This is a genomic window from Leptospira venezuelensis, from assembly GCF_002150035.1.
GTDB classification, from domain to species: domain Bacteria; phylum Spirochaetota; class Leptospiria; order Leptospirales; family Leptospiraceae; genus Leptospira_B; species Leptospira_B venezuelensis.
The window spans coordinates 30,121-48,691 of the sequence record NZ_NETS01000010.1 but is presented as its reverse complement, the minus strand read 5'-3'; the positions used below and the strand labels follow the sequence as shown (position 1 = coordinate 48,691).

Annotated in this window: 12 protein-coding genes and 1 tRNA gene; 5 read left to right on the top strand and 8 right to left on the bottom strand. The window is 39.5% G+C overall.

The features are described 5' to 3' along the window. Positions 1-29: 29 nt before the first annotated feature. The 3 genes from B1C82_RS07335 to B1C82_RS07325 all read left to right on the top strand — a co-directional run bounded on the left by B1C82_RS07335 (position 30) and on the right by B1C82_RS07325 (position 2,894). Positions 30-1,301 carry a diaminopimelate decarboxylase gene (locus tag B1C82_RS07335; protein WP_086446966.1) on the top strand — a complete coding sequence of 424 codons (1,272 nt, stop codon included), beginning with the start codon at positions 30-32 and terminating at the stop codon, positions 1,299-1,301. After that, on the top strand, positions 1,276-1,986 hold the full coding sequence (locus B1C82_RS07330; protein ID WP_086446965.1) for an IspD/TarI family cytidylyltransferase: 711 nt from the start codon (positions 1,276-1,278) through the stop codon (positions 1,984-1,986). The genes B1C82_RS07335 and B1C82_RS07330 overlap by 26 nt, the downstream gene beginning before the upstream one ends. A 107-nt stretch (positions 1,987-2,093) precedes the next feature. After that, positions 2,094-2,894 carry an SDR family NAD(P)-dependent oxidoreductase gene (locus tag B1C82_RS07325; protein ID WP_086446964.1) on the top strand — a complete coding sequence of 267 codons (801 nt, stop codon included), beginning with the start codon at positions 2,094-2,096 and terminating at the stop codon, positions 2,892-2,894. 34 nt (positions 2,895-2,928) lie between these two features. Here B1C82_RS07325 and B1C82_RS07320 read toward each other — a convergent pair whose 3' ends face one another. The 8 genes from B1C82_RS07320 to coaE all read right to left on the bottom strand — a co-directional run bounded on the left by B1C82_RS07320 (position 2,929) and on the right by coaE (position 9,064). Then, the gene (locus tag B1C82_RS07320; protein WP_086446963.1) at positions 2,929-3,345 is read right to left on the bottom strand and encodes a winged helix-turn-helix transcriptional regulator; all 417 of its coding nucleotides are present in this window, start codon (positions 3,343-3,345) and stop codon (positions 2,929-2,931) included. A gap of 181 nt (positions 3,346-3,526) precedes the next feature. Beyond that, positions 3,527-3,608 (bottom strand) — tRNA-Leu (locus tag B1C82_RS07315). 80 nt (positions 3,609-3,688) lie between these two features. Continuing rightward, a complete protein-coding gene (locus tag B1C82_RS07310; protein WP_086446962.1) occupies positions 3,689-5,260 on the bottom strand; it encodes a methyl-accepting chemotaxis protein in 1,572 nt (523 codons plus the stop codon). 146 nt (positions 5,261-5,406) lie between these two features. Next, complete coding sequence (locus B1C82_RS07305; protein ID WP_086446961.1) at positions 5,407-6,225, bottom strand: CPBP family intramembrane glutamic endopeptidase; 819 nt, start codon at positions 6,223-6,225, stop codon at positions 5,407-5,409. Between the two features lie 25 nt (positions 6,226-6,250). Next, a complete protein-coding gene (locus B1C82_RS07300; protein ID WP_086446960.1) occupies positions 6,251-6,940 on the bottom strand; it encodes a hypothetical protein in 690 nt (229 codons plus the stop codon). Positions 6,941-7,036: 96 nt separating this feature from the next. Further along, complete coding sequence (locus B1C82_RS07295; RefSeq protein WP_086448515.1) at positions 7,037-7,687, bottom strand: FFLEELY motif protein; 651 nt, start codon at positions 7,685-7,687, stop codon at positions 7,037-7,039. Positions 7,688-7,775: 88 nt separating this feature from the next. Then, positions 7,776-8,441 carry an SPOR domain-containing protein gene (locus B1C82_RS07290; protein WP_086446959.1) on the bottom strand — a complete coding sequence of 222 codons (666 nt, stop codon included), beginning with the start codon at positions 8,439-8,441 and terminating at the stop codon, positions 7,776-7,778. Next, positions 8,438-9,064: a dephospho-CoA kinase gene (gene coaE, locus B1C82_RS07285; protein WP_086446958.1), complete on the bottom strand. Its 627-nt coding sequence runs from the start codon at positions 9,062-9,064 to the stop codon at positions 8,438-8,440. The genes B1C82_RS07290 and coaE overlap by 4 nt, the downstream gene beginning before the upstream one ends. Before the next feature lie 616 nt (positions 9,065-9,680). Here coaE and B1C82_RS07280 point away from each other — a divergent pair. Both B1C82_RS07280 and B1C82_RS07275 read left to right on the top strand, forming a co-directional pair. Further along, positions 9,681-14,033: an LIC12048 family lipoprotein gene (locus B1C82_RS07280; protein ID WP_086446957.1), complete on the top strand. Its 4,353-nt coding sequence runs from the start codon at positions 9,681-9,683 to the stop codon at positions 14,031-14,033. 10 nt (positions 14,034-14,043) lie between these two features. Continuing rightward, on the top strand, positions 14,044-18,486 hold the full coding sequence (locus tag B1C82_RS07275) for an LIC12048 family lipoprotein (RefSeq protein ID WP_086446956.1): 4,443 nt from the start codon (positions 14,044-14,046) through the stop codon (positions 18,484-18,486). The last annotated feature ends 85 nt before the right edge of the window (positions 18,487-18,571 follow it).

The window sequence follows — 18,571 nt, the reverse complement described above, 5'->3', positions numbered from 1 at the left end:
TAGAACTATCTAGAAAACCCTCTAACCCTATGCAATCAATAGAAAATCTTAAATTTTTGACTCCCGAAGAAGCTATAAATATCGCAACAAATTTCGGTACCCCAGTTTTTGTGTACTCTCGCAAAGGAATTGAAAAAAGTTGCGATGACACACTTGCCTTTCCTAACGCTTTCGGTCTGACCGTTCGATTTGCAATGAAAGCCAATCCAGGACGTACGGTTCTGGAAATATTAAAGAAGAAGGGCATACATATTGATGCATCTTCTGAACACGAAGTGAAACGTGCGTTACTTGCCGGATTCAAACCTTCTGATATTTTACTCACTTCCCAGCAATTGGCGAGATCCCTAAAGGAATTGATCCCACAAGGAGTTCAATTCAACGCATGTTCTCTTAGGCAATTGGAAGAATTTGGAAAAAACTTCCCAGGAAAAGAAGTAAGCGTTCGTTTTAATCCTGGTTTAGGTTCAGGAGCTACTAAGAAAACAGATGTAGGAGGGAAAACATCTTCCTTTGGCATCTGGCACGAAGAGATCGGAAAAGTAAAAGAGATCGTTTCCAAATACGGACTTAAGCTAGTTCGAGTTCATACTCATATAGGTTCCGGTTCAGATCCAGAAGTTTGGAAGGCTGTGGCTCAGTATACCTTAGAGATCGCAGCTCAATTCCCTGACTGCAGGAATGTGAATTTGGGCGGAGGTTTCAAAGTAGGAAGAATGATCGGTGAAAAGACAACCGATCCTCAGACCATTGGAAAACCGGTCAAAGAGCTCTTTGAAAATTATGCCAAAGAGAAAGGAATCCAACTCAAAATGGAAATAGAGCCAGGCTCCTTCTTAATGGTGAATAACGGAGCAATCCTCACTCAGGTAGATGATATCGTCTATACTGGAGATGGGGGATACACTTTCGTAAAACTGGATATGGGAATGGATGTGAATACAAGGCCTGCCTTATATGCTGCAAAACATCCTCTGATAGTCATTCCTCAAAAAGAAAACTCCGAACAAAAGACTGGAGAATTTGTTTATGTGGGACATTGCTGTGAGAGCGGCGACTTGATTACTCAGGAAGAAGGAGGTGGGCCGCAACTTAGGACCACACATATTCCTGAGATTGGAGACTTAGTGGTGATGGAAGGAACAGGAGCTTATTGTTCTTCTATGTCCGTGAAAAATTATAATTCTTATCCGGAAACACCGGAAGTTATGATCGATCTGGATGGGTCCGTAAAGTTAGTCCGTAAAAAACAAACCTTGGAACAAGTCCTTCAGAATGAAGTCCTGGTTTCCCTCGGGTAATATTTATCTACTACTTCTTTCGGGAGGAACAGGCTCCCGGATGAAGTCGGATATTCCGAAACAATTTTTAGAATTAAACGGAAAACCTATCTTACTTCATAGCTTAGAAGCATTTCTGGACTGGGGAAAAACCAAAAGTATAGTTTTAGTATCTCATAAAGATTATATTTTAAAATCAGAAACACTCTGTTCTGCATTACTTAGAGAAAGAGATAGAATTGTAGAAGGCGGGGACACTAGACACGGATCCACATTAGCCGGAATATCAGGTATTCAATTTTCGGCAAATGATCTCATCTTGATCCACGATGCGGCTAGACCATTCGTTTCTTCGGATGATCTGGATAGATTATCCAGTGCAACGGAAGAATTCGGAGTAGCCACTCTTGCTTCTAAAAATCACGAAACTGTTCTGGAAGAAGAAAAGGATAATCTGAAATTCCTAAACCGTGAGAAGATCTGGTTCATGAAAACTCCACAAGGAATTAGAGGAGATATCTTGAAGAAGGTCCTGGAAAAACCATACTCAATAGAGCCCACGGATCTATGTTCATGGGCACAAGCTCAGGGTATTGGCTCAAAGCTAGTGGAATCCAATCCCTATAATCTGAAAATCACCGAAAAGTCGGATCTAACCTTAGCAGAAGCGATTTTACCTCTTTTCCAAAGTTGGAAGACGGAGTAGTTAACCTTTTTTTATCCCCGAAAATGATTTTTAAAAATTACTTGCTTTTTGCAAGTTAATTTAAGTCATATTACTTGTTAAATGCAAGTAATATTTTGGACAAAAAAATGAAACAAACAATTTTAGTGACCGGAGCTTCTTCCGGGATCGGATTATTGATCGCAAAAACACTTTATGAAAACGGTCATAATGTGATCGGAACAAGCCGTAATCCCAAAAAGTATCAGTCGGATATTCCCTTCAAGTTGTTACCTTTGGATATCGCAGATGATAATTCCATTGCTTCCTTTGGTAAGTTATTGTTCGATGAAATAGATAAATTGGATGTGCTGATCAATAACGCAGGTTACTTAGTAAAAGGATTAGCTGAAGAGACTTCAATCGAATTAGGAAAACAACAATTAGAAACGAACTTTTGGGGAACTGTTAAGTTTACGAATGAATTGTTACCTTACTTCAGACAACAAAGGTCGGGAAAAATAATTACTATCGGTTCTTTTTTAGGCCTGATCAGCCTTCCGAATGTTTCCTATTATTCAGCTTCAAAACATGCGTTAGAAGGTTATTTTAAATCCTTAAGATTCGAGCTAAACGAATTTAATATCAAGGTTAGCGTAGTAGAGCCTATGGCTTTCAAAACGAATATAGGTGGGAATGCGGTTTCAGCTAAAGGAAATATTAAAGAATACGATTCACTTCGTCAGAAGATTGTAGAATTTACAAAAAGAGAATTTGATAATGCACCAGGACCTGAGCCGGTAGTAAAAACGATATCGAAAATTGTGAATGAAAAAACTCCAAAGTTCAGTTATCCAGTTGGAAAAGGTGCCTCCCTTTTTCTAACATTGCAAAGATTTGCTTATAATACTTTTGAAGGAGCAATCCTGAAAAAAGTAAATCAAGTGTGAAACTAAAGGATTCGCTGGGATATCGATTCTCGGATCAAGTAAGGACCTTTTCCAATTCTTTGGTCATTGTCTTAATAAATCCCAGCTTATCCTTTTTTATTTCTTTTAACATTGCTTTCTTATCGGCGGGTATGGTTGAATATTTTTCAGCCCATAAATGTATTTCGACTAGTATGGGAAGCATATCTATCCCCTTACGAGTAAGCTTATATAATACTTTTGCTTTGCTATCCGGATGATCATGTTTTTGGATGATCTTATTTTCTTCCAGCACCTGTAGTCTTGAGGCTAAAATATTGGTCGCGATTCCTTCTTTCGATTTTAGGAAATCGCCATAGGTGCATTCTTTTGCGAACATCAGGTCTCTTATGATTAATAAGGACCATTTATCCCCCCAAATATCAAGAGAGCAGCTTATTGGACAATCCGACCTTTTTTTACCGTTAGTCATACACTTCTCCTCAACAACTCGCTTTATACAAATTATTTTAAGGACTATGGATTGATCTACCACTTGCATATTGCAAGAAGATATAAAAATGGAAAATATACGGAGTAGGAAAGGACTCGCCGTTTGAGTTTCTTGGGCTTACTTTATTGGAATGTTTGATTGTTTTAAAGAGGAAAGTTTTTGCGAGTGGAGGGACTCGAACCCCCACACATTACTGCACCAGAACCTAAATCTGGCGTGTCTACCAATTTCACCACACTCGCGACGGGTTACGAAAGTCAGTTTTTCAACCAATGCCGGGAAGTCAAGAATATTGAGCTTCTAAAAACCTCCCGATAAGACCTTACTGAACTACCAATCTCTTGGACTGTTCTGAAAGTTCTTCTAAGCTGGCTCTCATTCTATTCGAACCTTCGGAGATAATATTCGAAGACTGTTCGATGGAAGAAAGAGCCTGGACCACTTCTTTGGTTCCGTTTTTCTGTTCGCTCGCGATTGACTCGATTTGTCTGGATAGATCAAATAGTTCTCGGAAAGATTTTAAGAAGGACTCATGGATTTTTCCTTGGTTCTCAACTCTGGATCTCAATTGGTTTAGGTTCTCCACCACTGAAGTAAATCCAGATTCTTGGACGGAAACTTTTCTTTTTGTTTCTTCTGCTGCAGTGTTTCCGTTTGTGATCAGTTTTGCTGCTTCTCCGATAATTTTAGAAATTGTAGCTGCGTTTTCGGAGGCGCTATCTGCGAGTTTTGCTACTTCTTGGGCAACTACTGCGAATCCTTTTCCATGTTCTCCAGCTCTTGCTGCCTCGATGGAAGCGTTTAGTGCCAGTAAATTAGTTCTGTCCGCGATCTCTCTCATGATATCGTTTACATCTTGGACCTTTTGGAAGGATTTACTTACTTCTCCGAAATTATTTCCCAATACTTCCATTGCTCCGGAAACATCTTTACTATAACCTTTGGATTCTTCCGTCGTTTTAGATAATGAGTCGGTTGAGATACGAACATCTTTTAGGATAGAATTTAAAGTATCACTTTCTTTGTTTAATTCTTCTATCTTTCCGAACTGAGCTTTTACAAATTTCGCGGCACTGTCTGTGGATGCAGCTAATTCTTCCAAAGAAGCGCTGATTTGTTCCATACTGGAAACCTGGCTTTGGATCTCAGAGTTCAGAGTATCCATTTCGGTTTTCATCTCAGAAGTATTTTTGTTCAGAGTAGAAGCTTCGCTAGTAATTCTATCCTTGGCCTTCTCAGCTTCTTCACTTTTTGCTTCTGCCTCAACAGTGGATTTAATTGCCACATCAGAAACTGAAACTAAAAATTTCACTACGGAAGTTAAGATATGAATTCCTAAAACGAAAAATACAAATCGGATGATCTCAAAAAATACGGAGATCTCAGTGGACTTATCAGTATTGTATTTGAACTCAACTCCATTCAACCATGCGAAGTAATCCATGGAGAATGTTCCGATCAAGGCCAGATATCCAACCATCAAAGTAGTTTTTGGGGAAAGAAGAAGTCCGGAATAGATCATCACGAAAAAGTATAACATGATGAAGAATGGCATCTTTAATGTTCCTACCATCGCCTCTGCATTTGCAGCAAAAACCGTTACTGTGATGAAGATGAGAGAATACATTAAAATATCCAAGAACACGCAGAGAGTTACAAAAGAACTCTTAAGCTTTCCTTTTTTGAGTAAAAAGATCTGCGCTACACCATAACCAAAAATGGTGAGCTCTATTAAAAAGTTAATGAATGTGCTAGTTTGGGAACTGGAACCTTGAGAGAATAAAGCCAGAACATTCACAAAAAGCATCACTATGGAAAATCCGATTCGGATTCTGTTGATGCTGATCGCCCCTTTTTCTGAAAAATTTGTAGTTTGGACGGAGTTTGCCACCATTGTTATTTTGCCTTTTTCTAATTCTAACGGAGTGACCCGAATATACGAATGGCCGAAAGGTTTCGGCCAATATTGTTCGACTTCTAAAAATGAAAAAACTACACAGCTCTGACCCGAATAGAAAAAAGGACCTTCGGATTGTTAGCTTATGCAGTTTTTTCGTTCCTTCTTCTGAACAAAAAGAAAGTAAAAGATAATCCAAAACAAGTAATCAGTAAACCCAAAAGGTCTAGCCAGAGAGGTTGTAGGACTTGAATTTTACCTGCAATCGGCGCTGAAAAACCTGGGATCTCAAGTTTGAGCCCATTTAAAACAATAAGCGGGATTCCGTTAAACACTGCATGAATTATAATCGAATTCCAGATCGAATCCGTTTTATAAACTACCCAAGCCATATAGATGCCTAGTATGCTGGATCCGATAAATTGCCAAGGATTCAGATGGATCAGCCCGAATAACAATGAAGAAAGTAGGAAAGAAGATATAACCGAATAATGTTTTAAGAATCTATCTAATATCACTCCTCTAAACATGAGTTCTTCTGTGAGTGGAGCTACAACAGAAAGTAAGATCGCTGATAGGAATATATTCTCTCCATCGAATAATCCTTGGAATAAGTTTATAATGAAGTCCGGCTTAGGAACTAACATCGAAAACAAATTATCAACTTCGGAAAGAAGAAAAGAAAAGCCAATCGCAGTGATCGCAAAACTAATTGTTTCAAGAGGCCTCAATGGATTGAGGCGCAGAACTTCAGAATATTCTTTTTTAGAAATTTTAAGTCCGACCCAGATTGCTAATCCGAATGAGGCTGAGTTTCCTATTGCTGTGATAACTTTCGGATCTAAATCCAATTTTGTAACCGATTGAAGGATCGCAAACACGATCCCTATTCCGAAACCTGCAATTAGAACTAAGAAACAAAGCCCGAGCGCCCCTAAGAATGGATAATTTTTATTTTGCACGAATTAAAAAGTACCTAGTAAGATTTCAAGACTCTGCTGGCAATCTTTTGCCGTCCAACCAGCCGGCTACCCAAGCAAGAAGGATATAACCTACAATAGCCTGGATAGAAAATTCAGGAATGGTAAGTGGAGGAGGGAAGAATGGAGTGGCAATCGCTAAGACCAAAAGTATTCCACCAAAAATTTGCATTCCATATTTTCCGCCGAATGTTGGACCAGGCTTGGTCGCCCTGAAGTATAAGATCAGCCCGATCAAAGTAAGAGTTACTTCGGTTGCGATTGAAAGAGTTCTATTATGCCAAAGGCCGAAACCGATCTTGGGACCTGAATCAAATAGAATAGGTAGATCTTTCGTATGCATAGGAAGATCTAAAAAATAATGAGAAAGAACGGTTAAGCCGATGAGTCCAGAAATTTTATTCTTTAAGGAATCTGAATATGGTTTGGATCTTAAAAATACAAATTTGAAGATTAGAAAACATAAGATCGACCAGCCGATTCCACCCACTAAGCTGTGAGTGATTGGCATATAATAAAGATCGAAATTATTTACTTCAGTAAAACCAGGAACGAATCGAATACCTTCGATCCCGAATAAAATAAAGATCATAAACAGAATGTCTACGAACTGAACTCCTACAAAACTCGCCCAAAGAGGAGTTTTCGGTTCCGCTTTTTTAGAAGCGAAAGAAACGCTATAATGTCCTATAAACATGAATTTGCCCCAAGGCCAAAGATCCGGCCGGAGCAAAGGATCTAGGAAATCTGAAAAAAGGCAAGAGGGAATCCGAAAAGGAACTCTTTGGAAAAATTAAAATTGGATCGGCTCGTGTTTGTCGCCGTTAATCAGTTTGCCTAAAAGTCGGTTTTCTCTATCTATAAATGAATCAATGAAAGGCTGCAAATCTTTGATCTTTGAAGATAGATTATAACCTGCTTCCATAGTATCAACTAGAGAAGTAGCTCCTACCATGGATGCTGCAACTTTGATAGGCGCCATGATAAGTTTAACCATAGGAAGTTTGGAAAGAGAGAAGAAGAACTTTAGAGTATCGCCAACCATGCTGATCTGAGCTCTTCTATCTTCGAATCTGCCGGTTGCGCCTAATGCCGCGTAAAGATTTTCTTGAGGGATCCCACCGTTTTCCATGAGATTATTTTCGATCACCACTCTTGCGGTATCAAAATCCAAAGAGTCAGTGAGTCTATTTAGTTGAATAATCTGATGGATATTGTCTGTCATAGACTTGCCAGCGACAGTTTTCAATTTTTCATACAAACTTTCGAGTGCATTGTCTCTTTCTTCTTTGTTGCTGGGAGCATAGAGATTGTTTTCGAAAAAGGAGGGAATCCCATCGTATCCCTTAATCGAAGTTAAAAGATCCGAATACGTGTGACGCAATCTTTCGATTGTGGATCTGACAACGGCAAGACGAACTGGTTCGAGTTCTTTCAGATCCATTTCTGTTAACAACGAACTTGAGGTTTCACGGTTACTAGGTCAATTGAAAAAATATGAAAGATCGGCCGACTGAATATTTAAAAAAAAGTTATTCCTTAGAGACCAAAGCGTTTTCTTTTAAATTGCCCGGAAGTTTCTTCATGGATTTCTCAGCGTCTTCTTTGGACGGAAAATTTCCCATACGGACAGTAAAATAACCATTTTTGGTTTTTTTCACATAGGACTTCCCACCTAAAGACGACTTGAGTTCATCTGCCTTCTCTTTGGTCTTGAAAGCCGCTACTTGAACAAAAAAATCGTTATCAGCCTTATGGACAGCCACCTTACGAGTCGAAGTGTGGACTGATTTTTTGGATTCCTTTTCTTTCCGAACTAATTTTTTTTCAGGATGAGAAGAAGATGGAGCTTCTACTTCTATCTTAGATGGTTCTTCTTTTTTTGCGGGAGAAACTTCGGATCTTAAATCCACAACTTCTGCACCAGGAGGAAGATTTTTAAATTTAACTTCTTCTTCCTTTTTAATATTAGAAGAAACAGAAGATTCTTCCATTGCTTGGTTCACAGTAGAGGAAGATAAGGATTCTATATTATCTCTGTTGGAGTTCAGAGCCAGGTCGTCTTGCACTTGGCCTCTTTTTCTACCTACAGAAACCCCTAAGAAGAAGAATGAAAAAAGAAGACCTACTAAAAATAGAGAGAGTAGGGAGATCCTTTTATTATCCAGATTGATGACGTAGAAAACTTTTTCCTTCATTTCATTCTTCCTTTTAACTCAGCGTACAAAAATTCGCATTCTTTACGAAGGTCCAACAAATCCCCTGTGTTCTTAATAGAATAGTCGGCCTTCTTCGCTTTTTCCTGAAGCGAAAGCTGGCTTTTAGCCCTGGCTTCCGCTTCTTCTCTACTAATCCCGTCCCTTTTTACTGTCCTTTGTATGGAAACTTCGGGATCTGAGATCACACAGACAGTTGCATCACAAAGTGTATAAGAGTCCGTTTCGAATAGAAGTGGGACTTCCCACAAAACCAAGCTGCCTTTTTCTAAACTGCCCAGGACTTCCAAAAACTCCTTACGTATCCTTGGATGGGTCAAAGAGTTTAGGATCTTTAGTTTTTCGGGATTACCGAATACTAACTTTGCGATCCTTTTGCGATCTATCTGACCGGACTCATCTAAAATTTCAGTGCCCAAGGAATCTATTAATTCCTTAGAGATCGGACTGTTTGGATCCGTGTATTTGCGGGCTATCTCATCAGCGCTAATCCTGACTCCGCCCAACTCTTCTAAGATCCGAGTCGCAGTGGATTTACCTCCGCCGATCATCCCAGTGATCCCGACAAGAAAAGCCCCGTCAGTTCTAAGAGAAGAACGCGTCATTGGGAAAGATTATAGGAAAAGGCTTTTTAGTACAAGCTTTTTAATAGTATCTATTCTGCTCATGTCCGAGTCATCCAAGAACCTGCAGGATTAGATCAAGAAAAGTAGGATTGATATATGCTTTGTTTTTCAAACTATCTATGCTCGAAGATGCTGTTTTGGAAATAATTAATTTCTTAAATTTTGAATTTTTACATTATGGAAATTTAAAATACTCTCTTTTTTGTGAAATTTTCTTAAAGAAATATGATATATTATGATAATTGAATATATCCGTTAGGGGATATATATTCATCGCAGCGCATTATCCCATTTGGTACAAAAAAGTTCCCAAAATTTTTCCGTTAACTCGATTTCATCATTATAACTGCCTGTTTTATAAGCTTTTCTGAAATTTTTTTTAAGTTAGCCACAAAAAATTAGACAAAAAATGGAACTTTTTTCAGAAGTCCACTCAGGTACGCAAGTTGTGTTTCGATTCATAGATGAATCTGACAAAACTGTGAGTAAAAATTTGAACTCAGTCAAAAAAGTCGACTCAAGTCGAAAAATTTGTCCGGCCTATTTTGTATTTTGAATTTGGTCCTTTAAGTGATAGGGGCTGGAGGTTCGTTCGATGTTCGATTTGATCGTTAAGATTACTGTTAGAAAAGTTATTATAACTTCTGTTGTATTTTTCTTTGCAAGCTGTTTGAGCGACTGGGGTTTTGGAGGGAATCGAGATGTGGATCTCTCTAAGGCAACTTGGTTAACGATCGAAAAAGTTCCCCTTATTATAGATAAAGGAGGGCAGCCTGGTAGTCCGGTACTTCCAGTTATCCCAGTAGATAATCTTTTCAGTCTTCCTCCGGGAACTAAGGTTAATGTAAAAGCTTTAGGCGGAGCGATAGATCCTACCGGAACAAATATCCTGAACGATTTTGATGGAGATGGGATTCAAAACGCAAATGAAACAACAACTAACGTTTGGGTCGCCGATTATCCAATGATTGATACCATCATTGCTCCTCCAGTGACGATGAAGATAGCAATCGAAATAAGTTCAAGTCAAGACTCCGACGAAATTATAAGCGAAATCGGATCCCAAGATTTTGCCTCCACACGAAATGAAGGATCAGAAAAAATCCATCAGAACGAATTGAACTTAAAGACTGTTCAGTTCCAAGATACCTACTCGGATTCTATATCATTAAATTTTGCAGGTTCGTCCTCTGAGAGTTATGGTGCGAAATGGCAAGGAACAGGGGCTAACTATGGAACTAGCTCATCTAAAAACTGGGGAGTTACTGCATCAACTACGAAGACATTAACAAAGTGGGCTGATAAACCATTTGTTAATAATTTAGACAGAGAAGCTTGGAGTGTGAAAGCGAATTCCTCCAGCGATAAAGCTATGAAATATCGTAGAGATAAGGCTGCTAAGGTTAATTCAACTTCTAAGATTAATCCGAACGCAGGTTATGTTAGAGCCGCTTTATATATTGAAAACCAAACGGTAAACATGCCGGTAAAAATTAAGAACATCCTTTGTTCCTTAATGTTTGAAACAGGAGAAGGAGATCTTATCCCAATTCAAAGTTTCAGACTTTTGAATTCTGATTTTAGTCCTTTCGAAGTGTCTGTGTATGGTGGGACTAAGTTTGGACCGTACGTAATCGAGTTGAATCAGTTAAATACAGCTGAGGTCGAAAGGGCGATTGCATCCGGCTATACCCCTAAAATTTTCATTGTAGATTATGATATGACGCATGTTCCTGATTCGAATTATCGCTCTTCTCTTTTGAATTTTACAGGAGATAACTTAAAGATCGTTGAGGAGAATTCCAAAGCAAGAACTGCATTGGTAAAAATTTTTGGACCAGGCTTTAGGGAAATGTATAGAGTGGCAGCGTTTGATGCTGCAGTAGATGACGCAGATTTGTGTAATACTACTTCTGTTTCCACAAATTTAGCTCCAGGGATTACTTTGCGAAATGCTTTAAAAAGAATCGAATGCTCTGGATTGGAGATAAAGTACGGAAATGTCGCCGTCGATATGCAAGAAGTCGCTCCAAAATTAAGTGCATCGAGAATATTTGCTAGTTCGATTCTTTCGATTGGAGGAATTAAGAACACGGTTCCTTGTGCTCCCGGCGATTTAGAATACACCGGATCGGATGGAGTAAAGAGAAAAGCTTGTATTCAGAAGCCAATTAGTGAATGGACTGAAGATGAAAAAAATAACGCAGGTTTCTGGGTAGTATTCTCAAAAGGAAAGTATTACAATTTTACGGAATACGTATTATTTGGAAGTAATAAAGAAACAGCAATTTTCGATCCAGAAAGTCCTCGACCAGCTTCCGTTCTCAAAGGAATTGATTCTACAATCTGGGCGGGAGATACAATTGAAATCGTGTATATCTCTATGCGCGATTATGGTGCAAAGCTTAGAGATTTCGGAACAAATCCTTTAGTAACGAATCTTCCATTTAAAGTCAATACTGCCTGGGATCTTACTTCCATAGGTGCACACACTTATTATCCAAATACTAATTCAGTTTATTTAGGAGCAGTTGGATTTGGTGAACAGATCGAACTTACCATTAAGTTAGATAAAACCCAATATTTGAATCCGAGTTTCGGAACTCCAACTCCAGGCGGAACTACCCTCCAATACTTTACGGAATTTTCTTATAATAAGATAATTTCTCCACTTCTCTTTGAAAGAACCGAGATGGCAGATTTCGAGATCAGTATGGGTTTCGGAGCACAAAGAACGGATTGGATGCATATTGAGAAGGATTTAGGAACTTCTGATCCTTATAAACTTCAGTCTTGTGGTGTAACTTTTAGTCATGCAACCCAAACACTGAAACTTTGTGTTAAACTTCCTACTCAACACGATGTCTTGGATGTAGAAACATCTGTTGTAGAATTGTATATTCGTCCTGCCTTGAATAACGCGTATCGAAGAACAATTTGGCCATTACATTATTCAAAAGTAGGAAAAATGCGTGGAACCTTGGCGGATGCAATCGTTGGTACTAATAACTCGCTAACGATTCGGGTATTGAAGCCGTATGGATTGATAGAGAAGAATGATATATTACTGATAGGTAATAATCCTCAGACATTTACTATAGTTAATTTTGATCCAGTCCCAGATACGGACGGTGGAATTACGATCCAGCTTGATCAGCCGGTTACCTTCTCCGTTGATAAAACTACCACTGTTATTACACAAAGCAGTCTTACACAATCGGATGTCAAGATTACACAAGATACTGGCTTTATTGCTAAGTGGAATCAGGAAGCAACTGCTGCCTTCCAGCCACTTGCCTTTACGACTCCGCAATTTTTACCATTTAGAAGTAATTCATCAGTGAGTTGTGCATCGGAAGCTAAACATCCTCTTGGTTGTTTAGGGTTCTATCCGGATTTCAATGCGATCAATTGGTTGGGTAATTATAACCAAGGAGTTGCTCTCTGGAGCTCATGGGCTGATGGAGGAAACTTTGAAGGATTTTTATCGAACGGTTTATTTGGCCTTAGTACTAGTAATAGTTTAGTTTATCGATTAGAACCTGGAGGTGCAGACTACCCTGTAGGAGAGCATATTGGCTCTAATCCATTGAGTAATCCGCAAACTGTAACGTATGCTGATTTTACCTTAGTTGTTTGGAAGAAGGATGGAGATATTTGGGGAAGATTCTACAAGACATCCACCCAGCAACCTTTAGCTGCTCAATTTGATATGAATTCAGCGAGTATGAATATTGCCGGAAAGTTCGTAGTGAAGGCGAATGAAACTGGTACGGCGATCCTAGTTTGGGAAAATGGAAACGATATTTTCGTTAATTTCTGGAATATGAGCAATCAGACAAAGATCGGTGCGGACTCAAAAGTGGTAACTCGACCGTACGATGTGAATGGATTATTTATAGATGCTGCAATTGGAACAAATCGAGCTGTTGTTGTTTATAACCAAAACTATGTAACTCAATCGATAGAGTATGTTGGAATTTGGACGAAGCATGACGCTGTTGCTCGGATTTATGATGCGACCACTGGTAATCCGGTAACTGCAACTTTCATTTATGCTTCCAGAGAAGACGTATTTGGTAGAGGAAAAATGGTTATCTCGGCGAGTGCTACCGGCAATTACGCTTTGTTATCAAGTTATGCTACATTTGATGCCTATGGAATCGTATACAATCAGGCTTATAATCTTTCGACCGCGGCATATATAGGCAGTCAGACGACTGTGAACGATGTCGGTGGCTATACAGATTCGATTCGGTCTGTTGCATATACCGTTGGCGGCACTCCTTATGGTATGACTTTTTGGAGAACCAATAGTGGTTTCTTGAACGGTATAGGTGTTAATCTAACAACGGGAGGGTCGGTAAAGCCTGCATTCCGAGTAGATCCGAATACTGTCACAAACTCATGGAATATGTCTGCAAATCAGAATTTTGGATTGGTTCTCTATTCCACGATTTCGGATAACGCAATGCGTATGAAGGCCCTCTCTTTGTCAGACGGACAAATGGCTTATAACACTTCTCTTGTTTTAAATTCAAATTCTTCAGCAACAGGACGAAATGCAGGTTCAGCTATTTTGAATGGTAAGAATGTGCTATCCACTTGGGAACATGTTGAAGGAGCTAAGTCTACCATAAGAGGAAGAGTGGCAATCCTTGATCCGGCGGCGGCTGTGGACGATAATAAGTTTTTCCTGAGGGGAAGTGGTGAGTTCTTCTTAAGCACTCTTAACCAGGGACCTCAAACCGGAGCAGTTGTTTCTACTTTACAAGATTCGAATTATGCAATGGCATTCTGGCTCTCTCAGGATGCTCTTCAGCCAAGGATTCGCGGTTTTAATATCAATCTTCTGAATCCAGGAACTTTGCAGTATGGGTTGAATAACTTCTTTGTTTCACCTCTAATCGAGCGTGATTATTCGATCATATCGAGAATCAAATTCTAAGGAACGGGATATGAGAAAGATTATATTAGGTAAAATGCATATGAATATCAGATCACTTTTCTTAGGTTTCAATTCTTGGACACGCGGATCTTTTTTGATTACGACTTTGTCTTTTTCACTATTTGGGTCCTGTATGTTTTTTGCGGAAGATGGGGGTGATGTGGACCTTTCAACTGCAATCAAGCTGACCGTAGAGAAGGTTCCATTAGTAAAAGAGCCAAAATTGCCAGCACCAAATCATCTCTTTGATTTTGCTCCAGGGACAGAGGTCAATGCTGCTGCTTTAGGCGGAGCAATTGATCCAACGGGAACAAATATAATAAACGATTTTGACGGGGACGGAATTTTAAATGTGAATGAAACGACAACTAACGTTTGGGTTGCCGATTATCCGCAAGTAAATACGATTGTTGCTCCTCCTGTCACTATGAAGGTCGAGATCCTTTATAGTGCCCAGCATAAGAGTGATGAGATCATCAGTGAAATCAGTTCTCAGGATTTCGAATCCACTCGGAACCAAGGATCTGAAAATATTCACCAAAATGAAGTAAGTCTTCGAACCGTTCAATACGAGGATACGTATGGAAGCTCCTTAACTGTTGGGATTGGGGGCGGTTCAGGAGTTGATGGAGGAGTGACTGCTGGTGATCCCGTAAGTAACGCTGTAACTTCTACGGGCAGTAAAAACGAAGGTACTGGTATTAATTATAGTAATAACTCCAGCAAAAGTTGGGGAGGGACCTACTCTACAAACAAGACGGTGACTAAATGGGCTGATAAACCATTTAAGAATAATCTGGATCGAGAAGGATGGAGTGTAAAAGCAAATTCCAGTTCGGATAAAGCTAGAAAATTCCGCAGAGAAAAATCTCAAAAGATCGACGAAAGCTCTAAGGTTGATCCAAATGCAGGGTACGTAAGAGCCGCTCTATATATTGAAAACCAATCGGTAAATATGCCTGTGAAACTGAAGAACATTTTATGTTCTTTGATGTTCGAATCAGCGCAAGGTGATTTGATCCCAATCCAAAGTTTCAGATTACGTAATGCAGATTATAGTTTATTCGAGGTATCCGTTTACGGTGGAACCAAGTTCGGACCATATGTTATCGAACTTGATGGATTGAATACTGCCGAGGTCGAAAGAGCAATCGCTTCCGGTTATACTCCCAAGATTTATATCGTAGATTATGAAATGGCACATGTTCCGGATTCGAATTATAAATCCATACTTGTCAATTTTAGCGGTGATAATCTTAAAATTGTAGAGGAAAACGCAAAAGCTAGAACTGCATTAATTAGAATTTTCGGACCTGGCTTTAGAGAAATGTATAGAGTTGCTGCCTTCGATGCAGTTGGAGCGGATAGCGATCCATGTAAGGCTAAGACTGCTACAAAATTGGTCCCGGGGATCAGCCTCAGAAAAGCTCTCGATCGGATTACCTGTTCCGGTATCGCTATTGAATACGAAGATACAATTGTAAATTTTGAAGAAATAGCTCCTAAAATTGATAAAGCAAGAATTTTTAGCAGCGGAATTAAAAGTATCGGTGGAACAGCTAGAACTGTTCCTTGCACTCCGAGGACCAATATCGTCGGTTCCGATGGTAATACTCGCTCTGCTTGTGAACAAGATCCGCTAAATGCTTGGGACGAAAAAAATCCGGCCGCTAAGGAGAATGCTGGCTTCTGGGTGGTATTTTCAAAGGGTAAATACTATAACTTTACGGAATATGTAATGCAAGGCCAGGATCCGAATAAGGTTGTAGTGACCTTTGATCCTGGCTCTCCAAAGCCAGCCCAGGTTTTAAAAGGAATCGATTCTACTCTTTGGGCAGGGGATCAGATAGATATAGTTTATATTTCCTTAAAGGACTCCGGGGCGAAGATCAAAGATTTTGGAACGAGCCCACTTGTCACAAATCTTCCTTTTGCAATGAATACTGTTTGGGATAAATTCCAATTGGGAGATACTCCATATTATCCGACAAAGAATTCTAAATATTTAGGGGCAGTCGGATTCGGAGAGAGAGTAAATATCCAAATTAAACTAGATCAAACTCGTTATTTGAATCCGAATTTTGGAAGCCCGGAAATTGGCGGATCTTTTCAATATTTTACGAATTTCTCTTATGATATGAAACGCTCGCCGACTAATGATCTGTATGAATACAGTCAGATAGCAGATTTTGAAATCAGTATGGGATTTGGCGGACAAAGAACTGATTGGTTGCATATTGAAAAGGATATTAATACAACCGGAGATCCGTACAAACTCCAATCCTGTGGAGTAAACTTTGTTTTAGTTACTCAAACTTTAACCTTATGCCTTCAGCTTCCTAGTCAACATCTGTATGTAGATCCAGATACTAGTGTAATCGAACTCTATCTCAGACCGGCATACAATAATGCATATCGTCAAAGTGTATGGCCTTTACATTATTCTCAAGTATCCAAAATGAGAGGTCAATTAGCCACCAGTATTGACGTTGGGCAAAATACGATTCAGATATACAATTCAGGAGGCAGAATCGACTCAGGAGATCTTTTATCCATCGGGGATAAGGCAGATATATTTACCGTCTCAACAACTCCTGAGCCACCTGATTCGAGCGGCATTACTACAATCGCGCTTAGTAATCCTACTACGTTTAAAGCGGATAAAACAACCTTAGTTTCAACGAAAGGAAGTTTAATAGCGGCTGACGTTAAGATCATGCAAGATACTGGATTCGCTTCTCAATGGAATACCGATTATCTAGCTAGTTTCGTGCCGACCGCCTTTATGACGGCACAAAATTTGGACTTCTTAACTTCAGGTTCATTGGTGGATTGTGTTGCAAAACCTAAACATCCTGCGAACTGTCTAGGAATCCGTTCGGACTATAACGCTATCAATTGGATCGGTAATTATAATGGAGGAGTGGCTGCTTGGAGCTCTTGGGCAGACGGAGGAGATTTTAGCAATTTCTTAGCGAACGGCTTAGTATCCTTGAACAATAGTTTAGGTAAATTGTATCAATTATTACCTGGATCTTCGGATGCCCCAGTTAGCCAGCACGCTTCCGGTACCTCTCCTTTGACAGGTCTCGTGACTGTTTCCAGTGGAGACTTTGCTCTCGCTATCTGGAAAAGGGATACAGGTCTTTACGGTAGATTTTATAAGCTTTCCGCTCAGACTGAACAAGGGTTCATGGGAACTGGAACTCCTAATGGAACTTTAGGATCACAACTGAATACTACTCCTATAACTGGGGAATTTACAGCCAAAGTAAATGAAAATGGTAAAGTGATTATTTGCTGGGAAAACGGTAATGAGATTTGGGTCAATTTTTATGACTTGGGTACTCAAACTAGGTTATATGCCGATGCCAAGGCTATGACAAGACATGGTTTAGCTACAAATTTCAGTGCTGCAATCGGAACAAATTATGCGATTGTCACCTGGGATAACGTAGTTGCGAACAATCTTGTGTATGATGATTACGTAGATACTAGAATATACAATCTCAGTACTGGTGCTGGTGTGAATCTCTTTGGAATTGCACATTATATACCGAATTGGCTCATAACGAATCGATTGCCATACTACGTTGCTGTCTCGGCTTCCGGGAATAAGGCCTTCCTTGTATATTTACAGCATGCAAGTGTTCAGGGTGAGGCTGCATGGTCGATGTATGCAAATATCGATGGTGTAGTTATTGATATGGCAACTGCAACGAAAGTAGGATCTAATTTTGCATTAGCTAGGCATAACTTGAATATGAAAGGTCTTAGTTCAGGTTTTAAAGTGGGTATGTTCGGAAACCGCGGGATACTCACTTATAGAATGCCGAATTCAAATATTTATGCTCGTGGAGTAAATTTGGATACTCCGGCTGCACTAGGGACAGGACCATTTTTAGTGGATTCCAATGTTTCTCTTTCTTCTCCGTTCCAACTTACCGTCTCGCAAAATCCTGGTTTGATTTCATACAGTTCAGCAACGAATGAAGCACGTTTGAGAGCATTAGCTTTAACAACCGGAGAGTTATTATATAACAGACATTTGGTACTGAATAATCCATTGCCTGCAACTGCTCGAAATGTTTCGAGTCCAGTGATCGCGAACGGTAATATCATATTCACTGCTTGGGAACATGCAGAAGGAACGGGTAGAACGATTCGGGGGAGATTAGCTTCCTTAAGTTCTTTTTCAAACATAGGGAATGGAGAATTCTTCTTAAGTACGAAAAATGCAGGAATCCAAACGACACCTTCTGTCGAGGTCGGTGGCTCTACTGTTAACGGAGTGGCCTTCTGGACTGCTCCAAATGAAACTCCTTTACCTATGATCCGAAGATACGCAGTTAACCTACAGAATCCTGGTGCATTACAGTATGGTTTGAATAATTTCTTCGTCGCTCCATTGATTGAAAGAGATTATACGATCACTACTCAGATCAAATATTAATCGGAAAGGTTTGAATATGCTTCATCTACTCAGAGAGAAGCATATTCAAATCTGCAAAAAACCTAGAAGGAATCTAATGCAGAAG

Coding starts and splice junctions, on each gene's coding strand:
- B1C82_RS07335 (WP_086446966.1), top strand. CDS start 30: ATGCAATCAATAGAAAATCTTAAATTTTTGACTCCCGAAGAAGCTATA.
- B1C82_RS07330 (WP_086446965.1), top strand. CDS start 1,276: ATGAAGTCCTGGTTTCCCTCGGGTAATATTTATCTACTACTTCTTTCG.
- B1C82_RS07325 (WP_086446964.1), top strand. CDS start 2,094: ATGAAACAAACAATTTTAGTGACCGGAGCTTCTTCCGGGATCGGATTA.
- B1C82_RS07320 (WP_086446963.1), bottom strand. CDS start 3,345: ATGACTAACGGTAAAAAAAGGTCGGATTGTCCAATAAGCTGCTCTCTT.
- B1C82_RS07310 (WP_086446962.1), bottom strand. CDS start 5,260: ATGGTGGCAAACTCCGTCCAAACTACAAATTTTTCAGAAAAAGGGGCG.
- B1C82_RS07300 (WP_086446960.1), bottom strand. CDS start 6,940: ATGTTTATAGGACATTATAGCGTTTCTTTCGCTTCTAAAAAAGCGGAA.
- B1C82_RS07295 (WP_086448515.1), bottom strand. CDS start 7,687: ATGGATCTGAAAGAACTCGAACCAGTTCGTCTTGCCGTTGTCAGATCC.
- B1C82_RS07290 (WP_086446959.1), bottom strand. CDS start 8,441: ATGAAGGAAAAAGTTTTCTACGTCATCAATCTGGATAATAAAAGGATC.
- coaE (WP_086446958.1), bottom strand. CDS start 9,064: ATGACGCGTTCTTCTCTTAGAACTGACGGGGCTTTTCTTGTCGGGATC.
- B1C82_RS07280 (WP_086446957.1), top strand. CDS start 9,681: ATGTTCGATTTGATCGTTAAGATTACTGTTAGAAAAGTTATTATAACT.
- B1C82_RS07275 (WP_086446956.1), top strand. CDS start 14,044: ATGAGAAAGATTATATTAGGTAAAATGCATATGAATATCAGATCACTT.